The following is a 16,916-nucleotide window of genomic DNA, read 5'->3' as shown; positions in this document are numbered from 1 at the left end:
TCAGAGTGATATGACACTCACTTTAAACATAAAATTAACATTATATCTAAATCTTAGTATTCATCCCGCCAATTCTTACCTAATATCGATGAGTCCTGATAACGGGATCGTCGTATCATAGACACACCAAAGGCCGTAGAGCCTGAACAACACAGACAGGTACAGGAAGAAAAAAACATGGTAGATCAGGTAAAAGTCGTTGCCGACGAAGAGGCTTCGTCTGAACAGTCGCTGCGGCGCAATCTCACAAACCGACATATTCAACTTATTGCCATTGGTGGCGCTATCGGTACCGGCCTGTTTATGGGCTCCGGGAAAACCATCAGCCTCGCCGGGCCGTCGATCATCTTTGTTTATATGATCATCGGTTTTATGCTGTTTTTCGTGATGCGCGCAATGGGAGAATTGCTGCTCTCGAATCTCGAATACAAATCTTTTAGTGATTTCGCCTCTGACCTGCTCGGGCCGTGGGCTGGGTATTTTACCGGCTGGACCTACTGGTTTTGCTGGGTCGTGACCGGGATGGCGGACGTCGTTGCCATTACCGCGTATGCGCAATTCTGGTTCCCTGGGCTATCCGACTGGGTGGCATCGCTGGCGGTAATTATTCTGCTGCTGGTCCTCAACCTCGCCACGGTGAAAATGTTTGGTGAGATGGAATTCTGGTTTGCGATGATTAAAATTGTCGCCATCGTCGGCCTGATCGTGGTTGGTCTGGTGATGGTGCTGACGCACTTCCAGTCACCTACTGGCGTTCAGGCATCGTTCACCCACCTGTGGAATGACGGTGGCTGGTTCCCGAAAGGCCTGAGCGGCTTCTTTGCGGGCTTCCAGATTGCGGTGTTTGCGTTCGTGGGTATTGAATTGGTCGGGACGACAGCGGCGGAAACCAAAGATCCGGAGAAATCCCTGCCGCGTGCGATTAACTCGATTCCAATCCGTATCATCATGTTCTACGTGTTCGCGCTGATTGTGATTATGTCCGTCACCCCGTGGGGCTCGGTGGTTCCAACCAAGAGCCCGTTTGTCGAACTGTTCGTGCTGGTCGGCTTGCCGGCGGCGGCGAGCCTGATTAACTTTGTGGTTCTGACGTCTGCGGCGTCTTCTGCGAACAGCGGTGTGTTCTCGACTAGCCGTATGTTGTTCGGTCTGGCGCAGGAAGGCGTGGCACCGAAAGCGTTCGCCAAGCTGTCCAAACGTGCTGTTCCGGCGAAAGGCTTAACCTTCTCCTGTATCTGCCTGCTGGGCGGTGTGGTGATGCTGTACGTTAATCCGAGCGTGATCGGTGCGTTCACCATGATCACCACCGTATCGGCGATTCTGTTCATGTTTGTCTGGACCATCATTCTTTGCTCGTACCTGGTGTACCGCAAACAGCGTCCGCAGCTGCATGAGAAGTCGATTTACAAAATGCCGTGGGGCAAGGTGATGTGCTGGGTGTGCATGGCGTTCTTCGTGTTCGTGCTGGTACTGCTGACGCTGGAAGAAGATACCCGTCAGGCGCTGATCGTCACGCCGCTGTGGTTCATTGCACTGGGGCTGGGCTGGTTGTTTATCGGTAAGAAACGTATGGCAGGTGTACGTTAATAAAAAAAGAGCCGCGACGCGGCTCTAATGCTTCATCAATCAGGGCGCTCTCAGGCGCCCTTTTTATTCACCAGCGAGGGCACGCGGGAACAACACATTGTTTTCCAGACTGATGTGTTCCATCAGGTCGTCGATCAGTTCGTTAATGCCGTTATACATGGCTTTCCAGGTGGTGCAGGCTTCCGGCGGCGGCGTCACGTTTTGGGTGATGTGCTTGATCACTTCGACCAGCTCACCGGCGTCGTCATGCTCGCTTTCCATCACGCTGATTGGCCCCATCGCCTGGCTACCCATTCCCTGTTTGATCATCGGGAACAGGATCTGCTCTTCTTTCATCATGTGGCTGGACAGCTCGTCATGCAGCATGGTCAGGTTTTTCGCCAGACCGCGTGGTACGTTTGGCTTGTCTGCGTGCACGCGTTCAACTTTGGTGGCCTGCAGGATCAGTTCCGGCAGCTGTTCGCGGTGGCGGTCATGATAACGAACGACGATATGGTCGATAATTTCTGCCAGTGCCACGCTGCGCCAGTCTTTTTCCAACGGTTGCTCAGCCAGTTTTGCCAGTTCGGCTTCGATAGCCTCGACATCCAGCTCTTTACGTGCGGCAGCGCGTGCCAGCGTTTGCTTACCGCCGCAGCAGTAATCCATATCGTACTTACGAAACAGTGCCGAAGCGCGAGGAATAGAGAGCGCCAGTTCACCTAAAGGTTGATCGCGATAAGACATAGCCGTTACCTCATTCTCAATAATATAAGATGTATTTTAAATGCAACTTATAGCGAAGGATATACCCCTTTCGGGGTGGTGGGATTTGTGATGGCTGTCACGAAAATTTCTTATACCGTTAACCTGCTGAATCTTATTGAAAAGGCGCAAAACGGCGAAAAAAGCCGCGTCAGAAGATTAAATAAGCGGGCGCGGCTGCCGATAGTTAGACCTCAGACAATACCTGCATAATAAAAAGGCAACAGATGTTCAAACGAATCAAAGTGATAACCTTACTTATCACCGTGTTACTTTCCCTGGGCGCGATGCAGCTCATCTCCGCAGGCGTCTTTATTGGCGCACTCAACAACGATAAGCAAAATTTTAACGTGTCTCAGCTTTCCAGCCAGAACGTGGCCGAGTTTACCGATGCGTGGATTAGCCTGAACCAGGCGCGCGTCACGCTCAACCGGGGCATGCTGCGTCTGCAGGGCACGATGGCCAGCGAGGTGAACGGCGGGCAGCTAACAGAGCTGGTAAGCACTGCAAATCGCCTGCTGGCAGAAGCGAAAGAGCATTACGATAAATACTATGCGTTGCCGGAAACGCCGGGTCTGGATGAACATCTGGCTGATCGACTGGAAGAGCAGTACGGCATTTATTCGACCACGCTTACCAAAATGAATGCGCTGCTGGCGGAAGGCAAACTGGAAGAGATGTTCAAACAGAATGCTGAACAAAAGCAGACGGCCATGCAGGGCGTTTATCAGGAATGGCGTGCGGCGCAATCCGCGCTGGCAAATGCGGGCGTGCAGGATAACGAGAATGACTACCAGAAAATTATCTGGTTGCTGTCTGCCGTCATGCTGATTGTGGTCACGGTGATTGTCGTTAGCTGGATAGCCATGCAGCGCGTGCTGTTGAAGCCACTGCGCGAGGTGATGGAACATATTCGCCATATCGCCGCAGGTGACCTGACCCACAGCATCAGTGCTGACGGCAGCAATGAAATGGCGCTGCTGGCACGTAACGTCCGCGATATGCAGCAGTCGCTGGCGAACACGGTTAGCGTGGTGCGTGACGGGGCCGATACCATTTACACCGGGGCGGGTGAAATCGCCGCGGGCAGTAACGATCTCTCCTCGCGTACCGAACAGCAGGCCGCATCGCTGGAGGAAACCGCCGCCAGCATGGAACAGCTCACCGCTACCGTGAGACAGAATGCGGATAATGCACGACAGGCGACCAGCCTTGCAAAAAATGCCTCGCAGACGGCGCAAAAAGGTGGCTCGGTGGTTGATGGCGTGGTGCGTACCATGGATGAAATTGCCACCAGTTCCAGCAAAATCGCGCAAATTACCACTGTTATTGACGGTATTGCCTTCCAGACCAATATTCTGGCGCTGAATGCGGCGGTTGAAGCCGCACGGGCCGGTGAACAGGGGCGTGGTTTTGCGGTAGTTGCAGGCGAAGTGCGTACCCTGGCGCAGCGCAGCGCGCAGGCGGCGAAAGAGATTAAGGCCCTGATTGATGATTCTGGTCATCGGGTCAACGCCGGTACTGCACTGGTGCATGAAGCGGGTGAAACAATGGCGGAGATCGTCAGCGCCGTCACCCGCGTGACCGATATCATGGGTGAGATTGCTTCAGCCTCTGATGAGCAGAGTCGGGGAATCGATCAGGTTGGTCAGGCCGTTGCCGAGATGGATCGCGTGACGCAGCAAAACGCCTCGCTGGTGGAAGAATCCGCGTCAGCGGCGGCTGCGCTCGAAGAACAGGCGGCACGCCTGAATCAGACCGTTGCGGTGTTTAAAGTTTAACGTCTGCTCCGGCCTACAAGATATTATCCAGTAGGCCGGATAAGCGCAGCGCCATCCGGCACATTATGGTTGTGGAACCACGACGACGCTCGGTTTCTCCGGCTTGGCTCTGACGGCCACCACCACACCGATAACCAATAACGCGATGCCGCTAATCGTCAGCGCCGACGGCATTTCATGGCGCAAGATAAAGGTATACAGCAGTCCCGCCAGCGTCTCGAAGACAATCAGCGGCCCGAGGATCACCGTCGGCAGCTTTTGGCTGGCGATGTTCCAGCACAATGCCCCCACCCACGAACACAGCACCGCAATGGCGACCATCAGGCCGATAAATACGCCAGGACGCGGGCCGAAGGGCAGGGAGAAGTCCGGCGTTTGCCCGTTCAGCCACAGGCAGGCCGCAATGTAACCGAGCAGAGAAACGGGCAGCGTCACCAGTGCCTGGGCGGTGGCCCACATCATCGGATGCTTATCGGGGTTTTCACGCAGCCAGCGGGCATTACGCAGCGCATACCATGCCCAGCACACCACGGAAACCAGTGCCAGGGCGATACCCGACCCGTAGCGCCAGCCGCTAAAATCAGGTAACCCCTGATTCAACTCAGAAATATTCACGCACAGCAGGCCAATGCCGATCAGCACCAGCGCCGGGGCCAAACGCCACCAGGATAATTTACCGTCACGCTGGCTATAGAGCAGGTTGGCGAAGACCGGGATCACTACCGGTAACGTGCCGATGATCATCGTCGAGACCGGCGCACCGGTGCGCTGAATGGCGCTGGCCAGACAAACATAATAAATCAGGTTGCCCATCATCGTCAGAGCCAGCGCGGTTCTCCAGTCCTTGCGCGATAGCTGACGCAGACGTCTGCGACCCAGCCAGGCCAGCGGCAGGGCAATCAGCCCCAACGCCAGATAACGCCCCATCGACTGTAATACCGCCGGGTATTCCGGCACGATCAACGGCCCGACAAAAATCAGCCCCCACATCAACCCCGCCAGCAGGGCGTACAACACACCGCTAATCATTTTGACATCCACATCATTGAACATTGCGCCGAGTGTAGGCAGGGAAAACGCCGCTGTATTGTATGAGATTGCGCATTAGCGCGAATAAACCTGCTTCTGATAACGCACAGGCGTAATACCGTAGCGATGGGTAAACGCGCGGGTGAGGTGCGACTGGTCGGTCAGGCCGGTTGCCGCAGCAACGTCGGCGGCGGGCATACCGCGCGTGAGAAAATCTTTGGCGCGCCACAGGCGAACAGCCATCAGCATCTGATGCGGGGTGACGTGAAAGTGCAGTTTGAACTGGCGCTGAAAATGCCAGGGGCTGAGCGCAGCCACGCGAGCCAGTTCGTCGAGCGTTACCGGGTGCATATAGTTATCGTGCAGATATTCACGCACGCGTTCGAAACGATGTCCCCCCTCCTGTATTACCGGCGCATGGCGAGCCAGCGGCTGGAAGGTGTCGATCAGATCGAGCAGCAATCCTTTTTGGGCCAGCGGATCTTCGGTGTTCCACAGACCGTGGATCAATGAACAGATCTGACGTGAACGCAGCGGATCGTGACGGGTAACGTCATGGAACCACCAGTGACGAACCCCGGTGACCTCTTCCAGAAGATCGGGCTCAAGGTAGATCATCCGGTAGCGCCAACCGTCGGCGGTTTCAGCCTCGCCGGTGTGCAGCTCATCGGGATTCATGGTGACGACGGAATGAACCGGGGCAACATACTGCGTGCCGCGATAGCGAAAACGCTCGGCACCGGCTTCGATCGCGCCAATGCCAAACGCTTCGTGGGTATGCGGCTCAAACGCGTAACGCGAGATATGCGCATGATACAGCTCAACGCCCGGTATCTGCGCCAGATGGCGAAAACGGGCGCTGTCTTTCTCATCAATAAACTGCTCAGGTACACCCTGCACGTAATCTCTCCACACACATCGTCTTATCATTATCAGAGAGGATGCGCGGGGATGCCACCGTAATTAACCAAATTTTAACAGTTATACGATGCCGCTGATGCTGTCCGCCAACGATGTGGTTGGGCGACCAATCAGTGTGCTCAGCGTATGGCTGTCGTCAAACAGCCCGCCTTTTGAGGCACCGATATCAGAGTCGGCCAACATCTCTGCCAGTCCGGCAGGCAGGCCAAACCCTTTCAGCGCGGCGGCAAAATCGGCTTCGCTCAGGTTCTGATACACCACTTTTTTGCCGCTCTGTTGAGCCAGTTCGGCGGCCAACTGGCTCAGCGTCCAGCCTTCATCTCCCGCCAGCTCGTAGATTTTCCCGGCATGGCCTTCTTCACTGATGACGCGCGCGGCGGCGGCAGCGTAGTCCGCGCGGGTGGCGGCGGCGATTTTGCCGTCTCCGGCGGCACCAATAAACACGCCGTGCTCGAGGGCGGCGGGGGCGCTGGCGAGATAGTTTTCGCAGTACCAGCCGTTACGCAGCAGCGCGAAATCGAGGCCGGATTCTGCCAGCATCCTCTCGGTTGCCACGTGTTCATCTGCCAGCCCCAGCGGGGAGGTGTCGGCATGCAGTAGGCTGGTGTAGGCGATGAATTTCACGTGGGCCGCCTGTGCCGCGTTAATCACGTTGCGGTGTTGTGGGGTACGCTGTCCGACTTCGCTTGAGGAGATCAGCAGCAGTTTGTCGATGCCTTGCAACGCGGTGGTAAAGGCGGCTTCGTCGCTGTAATCCGCCTGGCGGACGGTAATACCCTGCTGGCTGAGGGCGGCGGCTTTCGCTGGGTTACGCACAATCGCCACAATCTGGCTGGCGGGAACGGTTTTCAGCAGGTTTTCAATAACGTGTTGGCCCAGTTGGCCAGTGGCGCCGGTAATCGCAATCATGAGGAACTCCAGGTTTTTGTCTTGTGTTGACTCACGCTAACACCTAAACTTACTTTTAGTAAGTACGCACAAAAAGGTAAGTATGAAAATGACAGATTCGACGCTTTCTCAGCAACTGCGCGACGGCAACTTATTTGCTGAACAGTGTCCTTCCCGCGAGGTGTTAAAACACGTTACCAGCCGTTGGGGAGTATTGATTCTGGTGGCGCTGCGCGACGGCACGCACCGTTTTAGCGATCTGCGCCGTAAGATGGGCGGTGTCAGTGAAAAGATGCTGGCGCAATCCTTACAGGCGCTGGAGCAGGACGGGTTTATCAACCGGGTATCGTATCCGGTGGTACCGCCGCACGTGGAATACAGTCTGACGCCGTTGGGTGAGCAGGTGAGTGATAAAGTCGCCGCACTGGCGGACTGGATTGAACAGAATTTGCCGCAGGTTTTGGCGCAGCGGATCCCGGCGTGAACGATGTGCCGGATGGCGCTGCGCTTATCCGGCCTACAAGTCGGCTTCATGCGTAGGCCGGATAAGACGCTATTGTGTCGCATCCGGCACTAAAATTACTTGCTCAAATCCAGCTGATAAATCGCAAAACCGATATCGTCGGTGGCGACTTTTTGCAGCGGATACTGTCCTTTTTCTTTGATAAACGCGGCGGCTTTATCGGACGGCGAGGTTTCAAAACGAATATCCAGCTTCGTCTCGCTGTGGATCGGCGCCAGACGCCAGTTATTATCCGCCGCCGGGTGAATTTCACCGGCACGCTTCGTCTCGGCCCCTATCCACGCGGCCAGCACCGAGCGGTTTTCATCCGGTGAGGCAAAGGCGATATGGCTGTCGCCGGTACCGGCAAACTTACCGCCGTAGGCGCGATAGTTATTGGTTGCTACCAGGAAGGTAGCGTCCGGGTCGATAGGTTTACCGTTAAAGGTCAGATGCTTAATACGCTCTGCCTGCGGGTTGACCGTCTGGCATTCGCCGTCGTAGCGGGCGGGTTGTGACACATCAATCTGATAGTCTACGCCGTCGATCACGTCGAAGTTATAGGTACGAAAGCCATCCCAGTTGATCAGCGACTGCGGTTTGCTGCTGTGAATATCAATCTGATTAAACTGTCCTGCGGAACATTCCAGCCACTCTTTCACCTCTTTACCGCTGGCTTTTACCACCACCAGCGTGTTGGGATAGAGGTACAGATCGGCGGCGTTGCGGAAGGTGAGCTGGCCTTTTTCCACCTCAACAAAGCTGGCCGGATCGTTCTTACGGCCGCCCACTTTAAACGGTGCGGCGGCGGAAAGTACCGGCAGTTTCGCCAGATCCGGATCGCCCTGAATAAAGCGTTCAACGTAAGCTTTTTGCGCGTTGTTCACCACCTGCACGGTTGGATCGTCCTGCACCAGTGCCAGATAGCTGTACATGTTATCGGCCGATTTACCGATTGGTTTGCTGACGAATTCGCGCGTGGCGTCATGGTCGGCTTTCAGGATCTCAACGATTTTCGTGTCTTCAGCAGCCAGGGATTTTTTTGCCGCCGCATCATAAATCGGGCGGGCTTCAGCTTTCGCCTGGGTGACCTGCCATTTCCCGCTGTCGTTATTCAGCACCAAATCCACCACGCCCAGATGATCGCCCCACATGCCTGGCATTACTGCCGGAACGCCGTTCAGGGTACCTTTAGCGATATCTGCGCCTTTGATGTTAGCAAAGTCTTTCCCCGGGAACACGGCGTGAGCATGACCAAACATGATGGCATCAACACCCGGTACTTCGCTGAGGTAATAAACCGAGTTCTCCGCCATAGCCTGATACGGGTCGGCAGAAAGGCCCGAGTGAGCCACCACGACGACCACATCCGCGCCCTTGGCCCGCATTTCCGGTACGTATTGACGTGCGGTTTCGGTGATGTCATTCACTGTCACTTTGCCGCTGAGATTGGCTTTATCCCAGGTCATGATTTGCGGTGGCACAAAACCGATGTAGCCAATTTTCAGCGTCTGCTTGTGACCCTCTTTGTCGACCACCTCGGTGTCTTTAATCAAATAAGGGGTAAAAAGCGGTTTTTTGGTTTTAACGTCGATGATATTGGCGTTAACGTAAGGGAACTTCGCGCCTGCGAGCGCCTTATGCAGATAGTCCAGACCGTAGTTAAATTCATGGTTGCCGAGGTTGCCGACCGCGTAATCCAGCGTATTCAGCGCCTTATAAACCGGGTGCGTTTCGCCGGCTTTCAGCCCTTTCGCCGCCATGTAATCTCCTAGCGGGCTGCCCTGAATCAGATCGCCGTTATCGACCAGTACGCTGTTTTTGACTTCATTTCTGGCGGCATTGATCAGACTTGCCGTACGTACCAGGCCGAATTTTTCCGTTGGCGTATCTTTGTAATAATCGAAATCCATCATATTGCTATGCAAATCAGTGGTTTCCATTATGCGCAGATCGACGGTTGAGGCATTCACGCTGGCCGCTATCAGCGTGGCCAGAAGCGTTGCACTAAACTTAATCATCAGAGGGCATCCTTTTTAGAACCAGGCCACAAAAGAAAATGTATATACAGCTTATTGCTTACAGAAGTGTGAATCATGCCATGAATAGAGCGTTTAAAACCGCAGGCGCTATCACAGTTGGCGGATCCTCTGACGATCGGGTATAAGTAAAACAACGAGTTAACACCGCTGCTATAAATGAGGTGGAGAATGCTAGAACATGTATGCCAGCTTGCACGGAACGCGGGCGATGCCATTATGCAGGTCTACGATGGAATCAAACCGATAGAAATCACCAGCAAGCAGGATGATTCTCCGGTCACGGCGGCGGATATTGCCGCGCACACGGTGATCCTTGCAGGATTACAGGCGCTGACGCCGGATATTCCGGTGTTGTCAGAAGAGGACCCGCCGGGCTGGGATATCCGCCAGCACTGGCAGCGTTACTGGCTGGTTGATCCGTTGGATGGTACCAAGGAGTTCATCAAACGTAACGGTGAATTTACCGTTAATATCGCGCTGATCGAGAAAGGAAAACCGGTACTGGGCGTGGTATATGCCCCGGTAATGAAGGTGATGTACAGCGCGGCGGAAGGCAAAGCGTGGAAAGAAGAGTGCGGCGTACGCAAACAGATCCAGGTGCGCGACGCACGTCCACCGTTGGTGGTGATCAGCCGTTCACACGCTGACAACGAGCTAAAAGAGTATCTGCAACAGCTTGGTGAACACCAGACCACCTCGATTGGCTCATCACTGAAGTTCTGCCTGGTGGCAGAAGGGCAGGCGCAGCTGTACCCGCGCTTTGGGCCGACCAACGTGTGGGATACTGCAGCAGGCCACGCCGTTGCCGCGGCAGCCGGAGCGCACGTTCACGACTGGCAGGGTAAACCGTTGGATTACACCCCGCGTGAATCGTTCCTTAACCCCGGCTTCCGGGTCTCTATTTACTGAGCAATTTGTGCAGCAGGGCGATGACCTGCTGCACCTCTTCCTGCGTTAACGCCCCGTCTTTCGCCCACTGAACGCGACCGTCTTTGTCGAGGACCGCGATGGCTGAGCTCTCTTCGTCCAGTTGCCAGGTTTTACGTGCTATACCGTTGCTGTCGACAATAAACTGTGACCACGGGTAGAGCTTCTTATTGCTCTCAAGGCTGCTGCGTACAAACATGCCGGAGCCGGGAATGGCATCATCCGTGTTAACGATGGTGGTGGTCTGATAGCGGTCGTGCGGCAAGTTCGCCGCTTTGATGGCCTCAATCAATGTGGCGTTTTTCTCTTTTGCCGAGGTGCGTCCGGCGATGTGTTGCACAATGCGAACTTTCCCCGGCAACTGCGCGCTATTCCAGCTTTTGTAGCTAAACTTATCGTTATCAAGAATCAGTTCGCCGCGATCGGCGATCCCGACCGGCGGCACGCGCTGGTTGGTTTCAAATTTATGGGCAGAGGCCATCATCGGCAGCAACAGGCACGACAGTGCCAGCAGTTTTTGTAAGGTCATGGTGTTTCCTTCTTTCTTATTTTGCAGGTGATCCGACCATTTGGGTGTGGAATTTAATCATATGTGCGAATGATGCTTTTTCCCGCAAGCGCGATGCCAGTTTGCGGACGAGCGCACAAATCCTGTGAAAAATGAAGGCTTATACTGAGGACAGCGAAACGTTGAAAAGATAATTCTGAATAATTGTAACCTGAAGGTAAATAAACTTATACACGCTGGAAACAACGTAGAGATAGTCTATAGTCATATGGCATTAAAATTTGCGCCTGAGGATTGTCGGACCGATTGTGGTACCGCAAAGGCGTAATGCTCAGCAGGAGACAACAATGAAAATTTTCCAACGGTACAACCCGCTGCAGGTGGCGAAGTACGTGAAGATCCTGTTTCGTGGACGGTTATATATCAAGGACGTAGGCGCTTTTGAATTTGATAAGGGTAAGATTCTTATCCCAAAAGTGAAGGACAAACTGCATTTTTCAGTTATGTCCGAAGTTAACCGTCAGGTCTTGCGTCTGCAAACTGAGATGGCTTGATCAAAGTGCTATGCGGTAGTTTATGTAGTCTATAAAAAAACGGCTCCTGTAACAGGAGCCGTTGATGTTTTCAGGTCGGCAAACTTATGCCACGCCGTCTTCTTTCGCATCCGGCAGTTTTGGCGTCAGCACGGTGGGCTTGCTGTCCAGACGTGTCACCAGCAACTGATCGATCTTGTAGTTATCGATGTCCACCACTTCAAATTTATAGCCAGAGTACTTCACCGAGTCGGTACGTTTCGGGATTTTACGCAGCATAAACATCATAAAACCACCGATGGTTTCATAGTTGCCGGACTGCGGAAACTCGTCGATATCCAGTACGCGCATCACGTCATCAATGGGCGTACCGCCGTCGATTAGCCAGGAGTTCTCGTCACGCGCCACAATCTGTTCTTCCAGACCCTGACCGACTAAGTCACCCATCAGCGTGGTCATCACGTCGTTCAGTGTGATAATGCCCACCACCAGCGCGTACTCGTTCATGATAACGGCAAAGTCTTCGCCTGCGGCTTTGAAGCTTTCCAGCGCCTCAGACAGCGTCAGGGTATCCGGGACGATCAGCGTATTGCGGATCTGCACGCCGCTGTTCAGCGCCATGCTTTGGTTGGCCAGCACGCGGTTCAGTAGATCTTTGGAGTCCACGTAGCCGATGATGTGATCGATATCTTCATTACATACCAAAAACTTAGAATGCGGATGCTCCGCTACTTTGTTCTTCAGACTCTGCTCATCTTCGTGCAGATCGAACCAGATGACGTTCTCACGTGATGTCATGGACGACGGCACGGTACGGGATTCCAGTTCGAACACGTTTTCGATCAGCTCATGCTCCTGCTTACGCAACACACCCGCCAGCGCGCCGGCTTCAAATACGGCATAGATATCATCGGAGGTGATGTCATCTTTGCGCACCATCGGGATCTTGAACAGCCGGAAAATACTGTTCGCCAGTCCATTGAAGAACCACACCAGCGGACGGAACACCATTAAACAGAAGCGCATCGGGTTGATGATGCGCAAAGCCACAGTTTCTGGCGCAATCATACCGATGCGTTTCGGGGTTAAATCCGCGAACAGGATAAACAGACCCGTCACCAGCGAGAACGACAGAATAAAGCTCAGTTGTTCGGACAACTCCGGGGCAAAGTACTTCGAGAAAAGGCCGTAAAAGACCGGAGAAAACGCTGCATCACCGACAATACCGCCAAGAATAGCGACGGCGTTAAGGCCAATCTGTACAACGGTGAAGAACATGCCGGGGTTTTCCTGCATCTTCATTACGCGTTGTGCATTAATATTGCCTTCATCGGCAAGCAGCTTAAGTTTGATTTTGCGTGATGCGGCAAGCGAGATCTCGGATATCGAGAAAAACGCACTCACGGCGATCAGGCAGAGAATGACTAAAATACTGTTTAACATATCTTATCCAGCCGTTCAGGCCAGATCCTCGGAAGGGAAATGGATAAATCCGTGTGAAATACACATTGAAAACCGGCTCGTGGAAGTGAGCCGGTAAATTCAGAAGCTAGTATAGCGTAAGGTACTGTAAAGTCGCCAGAGGAGGTTTTTTCGACCTACTTCACCGCGTTAAGCCTGCTTACCATGAGCATTTCTGTTTCACTATAGGGTGAACCGTCTGGCTTCAGGACATCATGAAACCATAGCTGTGCGGTCTTGTCGTTGAGCGCGATATCCGGCCACGGTAGCCAGGTTTGCGTTTTGCCCTGCACCAGCCCCCAGTGATAGCTTGAAACGCGCTGCGCGTTAAACAGCGGCAACTGTTCTTCTATTCGGCTCCCGACGTGACGGGCCAGCCACTCGGTACAGAAAACCGGTCTGCCAAACTCAGCAAGCTGTGACAAAAGAGAGAGCTGGCCTGGGGTATCAACATACGCATGGTAGCTAATCACATCTGAAAGTCGCAGCGCGGCAATATCTATCGGATGGGTAAAGGCGTTCCCGCACGCTGCGCGATCGTCAATATGCCAGGCGGCGACGGTTAATGGCTGAGACGGCGACTCCTGTCGCGCCCAGCTAAACAGGTGGGTTAGCAGGGTCAAGGCGTAAATTTCCAGCCGGTCGTCGTAACGGGCAAATTCACCTGTGCTACAGAAAATCCCGCCATTGCCGGGCTCATTGTAGAGATCCCAGACGCAGATGCGCGAGTCATGACGATAGTATCGAATGATATCGCGAACGTAGGTTTCAATGTGCGGCCAGCAGGTTCTGTCCATTACGCAGGCCCGTCCCGGACTGCCCGCCGCCTGGCTATTATGCACGCCGGGAACCGGGGCTTTTTGCAGGCCGATAAACGGTTCATCGCCGGAAAAGGCGCAGTCGTCGAGCAGCGTCAACATCACCTTGATGCCGTGGGTGTGCGCGATGCTCAGAAATGTGTCGATACGCTCAATCAGGCCATCGCGGTCATGCTGCCAGACGGTAAACGGTAAGTTCGTTCGCAACTGGTTATAGCCGTACTGGCTGGCCCAGCGAAGTTCCTGTTCGATGGTACGGATGTCGAAACTGTCGGCTTGCCACATGTCGAGCCAGTTGACCGCTGTACGTGGTAAATAGTTAAAACCACAGCCCCAGGGTTGCTGCTGATGCCAGCGCTGTGCCTGCGTTTTACTCCAGGGTTTATACATGATGCGCTCCTTTATTCTGCATCTGAGAGGCTGACGCGTCCCGTGGCCCGCTGCGTGGCACGGCCACCCCATACTTCATCGTACTCGTAGCCGGTGAGCTGTTTTATCACCACTCGGGTTTCCTCATCGCAGTCGCGATAGTTGCCTCCCAGCTTGCGACGGGCTATCTCTTTGAGCAGCAATTTATGCGTCTCACGCGTGAGCTTGAACTTGTAGGTGGTGTAGAAACTCACGGCCAGCAGCGCGGCGGTGGCAAAGATCATCAAGCCGATAATGGCGTGCAGCGCCATTGCAGGCTGGGCGCCGCTGCCTTTCACAAAACCCGACTCCTCCAGCACCATGCCGATCAGCAGGATAGCGATAGCCACGGTACTCTTGCGGGTGAGCACCATCACGCCGGCAAAAATGCCTTCGCGCCGCTGTTGGGTCACCATCTCGTCGATATCGGGGATAAAACTGTAAATATTCCACGGAATATAATAGAGCCCCGAGCGCGCCATACCGAGCAGAATAAAGACGGCGGAGAACAACACGTTGGAGACCTGAGTTTGGGTGTAATAGATAATAAATAAAAATGCCAGTACCGCAAATATACAGCTATAAGATAGTCGCAGCGCCGCAGACGGCGTAATATTGAGTTTATTCAGTAACAGCATAAAACCATAGGTGCCAAACACTGACGCAAAGGCGGCAATGCTTAACCAGCCGGAAACCGATGCGGCATCCTGATTCAAACAATAGATAACGTAAAAGGTAAATACTGAGCCGAATACATCCATGGCGGTGAAAGAGAATATATAAATAATAATGTGCAAACGAAATGCGCGAATTTTGAACGAGGAGAAGAGATCGAGTACCAGGTACTTCAGATGATTGAACAATCCGCTACTGCGCTGAAGGTCCGTTTTAAATGTCTCCTCTTGCACATCTTTGGCCTCCCAGGTGCAGCGCCAGGTAATAAATACGGCGATACAGAAAACGACGGAAAAGATAATCCCGGTCAGGGTGTAGGTAAACGGATTATCTTTGCCGGTAAACTGCATCAGAATGCCGGGAACCGAGACGGCCAGAAAACCGCCCAGCTGCGAGCAGATCATGCGCACGCCGGAAAGGCGGCTGCGCTCTTCGTAACGGTTAGTCATCTCTGCTGCCAGCGTTTCCCACGGCACCAGCACCATGGCTGACAGTAATTCAATCGACAAATAGGTTCCCAGGTAATACCAGTAACCCATATCGGTCAGCCACAGCAGCGCATAGAGAAACATTAATGGCGAACTGAGTAATAAAAAGAAGCGGCGACGGCCAAATTTCCGCCCAAGCCAGGTGTTACCAAAATTATCGGTAATATATCCCATAATTGGGCTGAGTAGCGCATCAATCACGCGGGCAATAGCAAAAATAGAACCGGCTTCCAGGACGCTTAAACCGCAATAGGTCGTGTAAAAAAATAACAGCCAGGTGCCGATAATAGCGAAAGCCCCGCCGCCAAATAAATCAGTGATGCCGTAGCCAATTGCCACGCCATAACCGACTCTGCGTTCAGTTGGTTTAACCATAATTATTTTTCCAGTGTATATACACGTCATCCTTAAAGCTGCCTCTTTGTTGGCTACACCTGCTCACCCCAGTCACTTACTTATGTAAGCGCCAGGGCCTTACCAGACTTGCCGCCTTGATGCATCTTGAATAATTTTGTGTATAGGGTATCTGTATGCCGGTATTACCCGGCTGATTTATTTAATTCTGGAATGCTTACTGAATTTTAATTATTAATATTTATCCATTGTCGCGTCAGAGATGAACGATAAATAGCGTCCACCATCAACAGCGATTTTTGGGCTTGATGGATATCGATATATTCTGTCTGACCGCGATGGGTAATAGCATGATAGAACTGGCGAATGGCCAGTTGGTGACCAAGACCCCAGTAGCTTTTGGCGCTGCCGTCTGGTGAACCATCGCTATCCAGCTTCAGGCGCTGGTCCTTTGTGATGCGCCATAGCGCGTTGTCAGTTAGCTGAAGCATGCCGTTTTCACAGTGGATCTCCAGCAGCAGCGGCGAATCGAGCGTATTGCAGTTGCTGGCGTAAAACAGGCCACGGGCGCCGTTGGCAAAATGCAGCGTTGCCATCGCGCTGTCTTCTGCTTCCGTCACCGCTGCCAGTTCGCTGCTATCCACCACGCCTTTTAAGCGGGTGACGCCCCCGGCGAACCACTGCATCAGATCGAGGGTATGAATGGCCTGATTAATCAGCAAACTGCCGCCTTCGCGGGCAAAACACCCGCGCCACGGACTGTCGCTGTAGTACGCCCCGGAGCGTGACCAGGTCAGCACGGCTTTCATGCTGAGCATTTTGCCAAGCGTATTTTTTGCCAGCTCATCGCGGATGCGTAAGCTGGTGGGATTCAGCCGGTTCTGGTAGCACACGCCCAGCAGCCCCGGCGCCGAGACTGCGGCATCCGCGATGTCGGCAACTTCCCCTCCGTTCATGCCTACCGGTTTTTCGCAAAACACATGTTTCCCGGCAGCAAGGGCGGCGAGAATCATATTTTTATGCTCAAAATGCGGCGTACAGATATGCACGACATCAATGTCATTATCCAGCAACATTTCCCGGTAATTGGGGTAAAAGCGGCAGTTGTAGGCCATTGCCTGCTGTAGCCCGTTGACGCTGTCAGTGTCGACCAGCGCGCGTAGCGTCACCCCCGGCAAGAGCCGTAGGGCGTTGACGTGGTTACGGTGGATGGCACCGGCACCAATAATGGCGGCATTTAACGTTTTCAT

Annotated in this window: 15 protein-coding genes; 5 read left to right on the top strand and 10 right to left on the bottom strand. The window is 53.6% G+C overall.

Going from position 1 to position 16,916, the window contains the following annotated elements:
• Positions 1 to 177: 177 nt before the first annotated feature.
• Positions 178 to 1,587, top strand: coding sequence for a D-serine/D-alanine/glycine transporter (gene cycA, locus QNN86_RS21925; protein WP_096758556.1), 1,410 nt, complete (start codon positions 178 to 180; stop codon positions 1,585 to 1,587).
• A 63-nt stretch (positions 1,588 to 1,650) separates the two neighbouring features.
• Here cycA and ytfE read toward each other — a convergent pair whose 3' ends face one another.
• Positions 1,651 to 2,313 carry an iron-sulfur cluster repair protein YtfE gene (gene ytfE / locus QNN86_RS21920; RefSeq protein WP_115259604.1) on the bottom strand — a complete coding sequence of 221 codons (663 nt, stop codon included), beginning with the start codon at positions 2,311 to 2,313 and terminating at the stop codon, positions 1,651 to 1,653.
• Between the two features lie 245 nt (positions 2,314 to 2,558).
• On the opposite strand from ytfE, the gene QNN86_RS21915 reads away from it, so the two are divergent.
• Entirely contained in the window at positions 2,559 to 4,112 is a 1,554-nt protein-coding gene (locus QNN86_RS21915; RefSeq protein ID WP_279277346.1) for a methyl-accepting chemotaxis protein, read from the top strand.
• A 63-nt stretch (positions 4,113 to 4,175) separates the two neighbouring features.
• On the opposite strand, the gene QNN86_RS21910 is transcribed toward QNN86_RS21915, so the two are convergent.
• From QNN86_RS21910 to QNN86_RS21900, 3 genes are all read right to left on the bottom strand, one after another.
• Positions 4,176 to 5,141 carry a DMT family transporter gene (locus QNN86_RS21910; protein WP_135912681.1) on the bottom strand — a complete coding sequence of 322 codons (966 nt, stop codon included), beginning with the start codon at positions 5,139 to 5,141 and terminating at the stop codon, positions 4,176 to 4,178.
• Between the two features lie 75 nt (positions 5,142 to 5,216).
• Complete coding sequence (locus QNN86_RS21905; RefSeq protein ID WP_414212332.1) at positions 5,217 to 6,041, bottom strand: AraC family ligand binding domain-containing protein; 825 nt, start codon at positions 6,039 to 6,041, stop codon at positions 5,217 to 5,219.
• 81 nt (positions 6,042 to 6,122) lie between these two features.
• Positions 6,123 to 6,971: an SDR family oxidoreductase gene (locus QNN86_RS21900; protein WP_414212331.1), complete on the bottom strand. Its 849-nt coding sequence runs from the start codon at positions 6,969 to 6,971 to the stop codon at positions 6,123 to 6,125.
• An 88-nt stretch (positions 6,972 to 7,059) separates the two neighbouring features.
• Between QNN86_RS21900 and QNN86_RS21895 the strand changes: the two genes are divergently transcribed.
• Complete coding sequence (locus QNN86_RS21895; protein WP_279278127.1) at positions 7,060 to 7,434, top strand: winged helix-turn-helix transcriptional regulator; 375 nt, start codon at positions 7,060 to 7,062, stop codon at positions 7,432 to 7,434.
• A gap of 95 nt (positions 7,435 to 7,529) precedes the next feature.
• Here QNN86_RS21895 and cpdB read toward each other — a convergent pair whose 3' ends face one another.
• Positions 7,530 to 9,473 (bottom strand): 2',3'-cyclic-nucleotide 2'-phosphodiesterase, encoded by a 1,944-nt coding sequence (cpdB, locus tag QNN86_RS21890; protein WP_146717619.1) that lies wholly within the window; start codon positions 9,471 to 9,473, stop codon positions 7,530 to 7,532.
• A 189-nt stretch (positions 9,474 to 9,662) separates the two neighbouring features.
• Between cpdB and cysQ the strand changes: the two genes are divergently transcribed.
• Positions 9,663 to 10,403, top strand: coding sequence for a 3'(2'),5'-bisphosphate nucleotidase CysQ (cysQ, locus tag QNN86_RS21885; RefSeq protein ID WP_181618491.1), 741 nt, complete (start codon positions 9,663 to 9,665; stop codon positions 10,401 to 10,403).
• Here cysQ and QNN86_RS21880 read toward each other — a convergent pair.
• A complete protein-coding gene (locus QNN86_RS21880) occupies positions 10,393 to 10,950 on the bottom strand; it encodes a YtfJ family protein (RefSeq protein WP_135912677.1) in 558 nt (185 codons plus the stop codon). The two genes, cysQ and QNN86_RS21880, sit on opposite strands and share 11 nt — an antisense overlap.
• A 326-nt stretch (positions 10,951 to 11,276) precedes the next feature.
• On the opposite strand from QNN86_RS21880, the gene QNN86_RS21875 reads away from it, so the two are divergent.
• Complete coding sequence (locus QNN86_RS21875; protein ID WP_003025710.1) at positions 11,277 to 11,483, top strand: DUF1107 domain-containing protein; 207 nt, start codon at positions 11,277 to 11,279, stop codon at positions 11,481 to 11,483.
• 84 nt (positions 11,484 to 11,567) lie between these two features.
• On the opposite strand, the gene QNN86_RS21870 is transcribed toward QNN86_RS21875, so the two are convergent.
• The 4 genes from QNN86_RS21870 to QNN86_RS21855 form a co-directional block, all read right to left on the bottom strand.
• Positions 11,568 to 12,905 carry a hemolysin family protein gene (locus QNN86_RS21870; RefSeq protein WP_181618492.1) on the bottom strand — a complete coding sequence of 446 codons (1,338 nt, stop codon included), beginning with the start codon at positions 12,903 to 12,905 and terminating at the stop codon, positions 11,568 to 11,570.
• Between the two features lie 155 nt (positions 12,906 to 13,060).
• Positions 13,061 to 14,131, bottom strand: coding sequence for a 1,4-beta-xylanase (locus QNN86_RS21865; protein WP_414212330.1), 1,071 nt, complete (start codon positions 14,129 to 14,131; stop codon positions 13,061 to 13,063).
• An 11-nt stretch (positions 14,132 to 14,142) separates the two neighbouring features.
• On the bottom strand, positions 14,143 to 15,687 hold the full coding sequence (locus QNN86_RS21860) for an MFS transporter (protein WP_279277342.1): 1,545 nt from the start codon (positions 15,685 to 15,687) through the stop codon (positions 14,143 to 14,145).
• 206 nt (positions 15,688 to 15,893) lie between these two features.
• Complete coding sequence (locus tag QNN86_RS21855) at positions 15,894 to 16,916, bottom strand: Gfo/Idh/MocA family protein (RefSeq protein WP_414212329.1); 1,023 nt, start codon at positions 16,914 to 16,916, stop codon at positions 15,894 to 15,896.

It is taken from the genome of Citrobacter sp. C348, from assembly GCF_047467975.1.
GTDB lineage: Bacteria > Pseudomonadota > Gammaproteobacteria > Enterobacterales > Enterobacteriaceae > Citrobacter > Citrobacter gillenii.
This window is presented reverse-complemented; position numbering and strand designations above follow the sequence as displayed.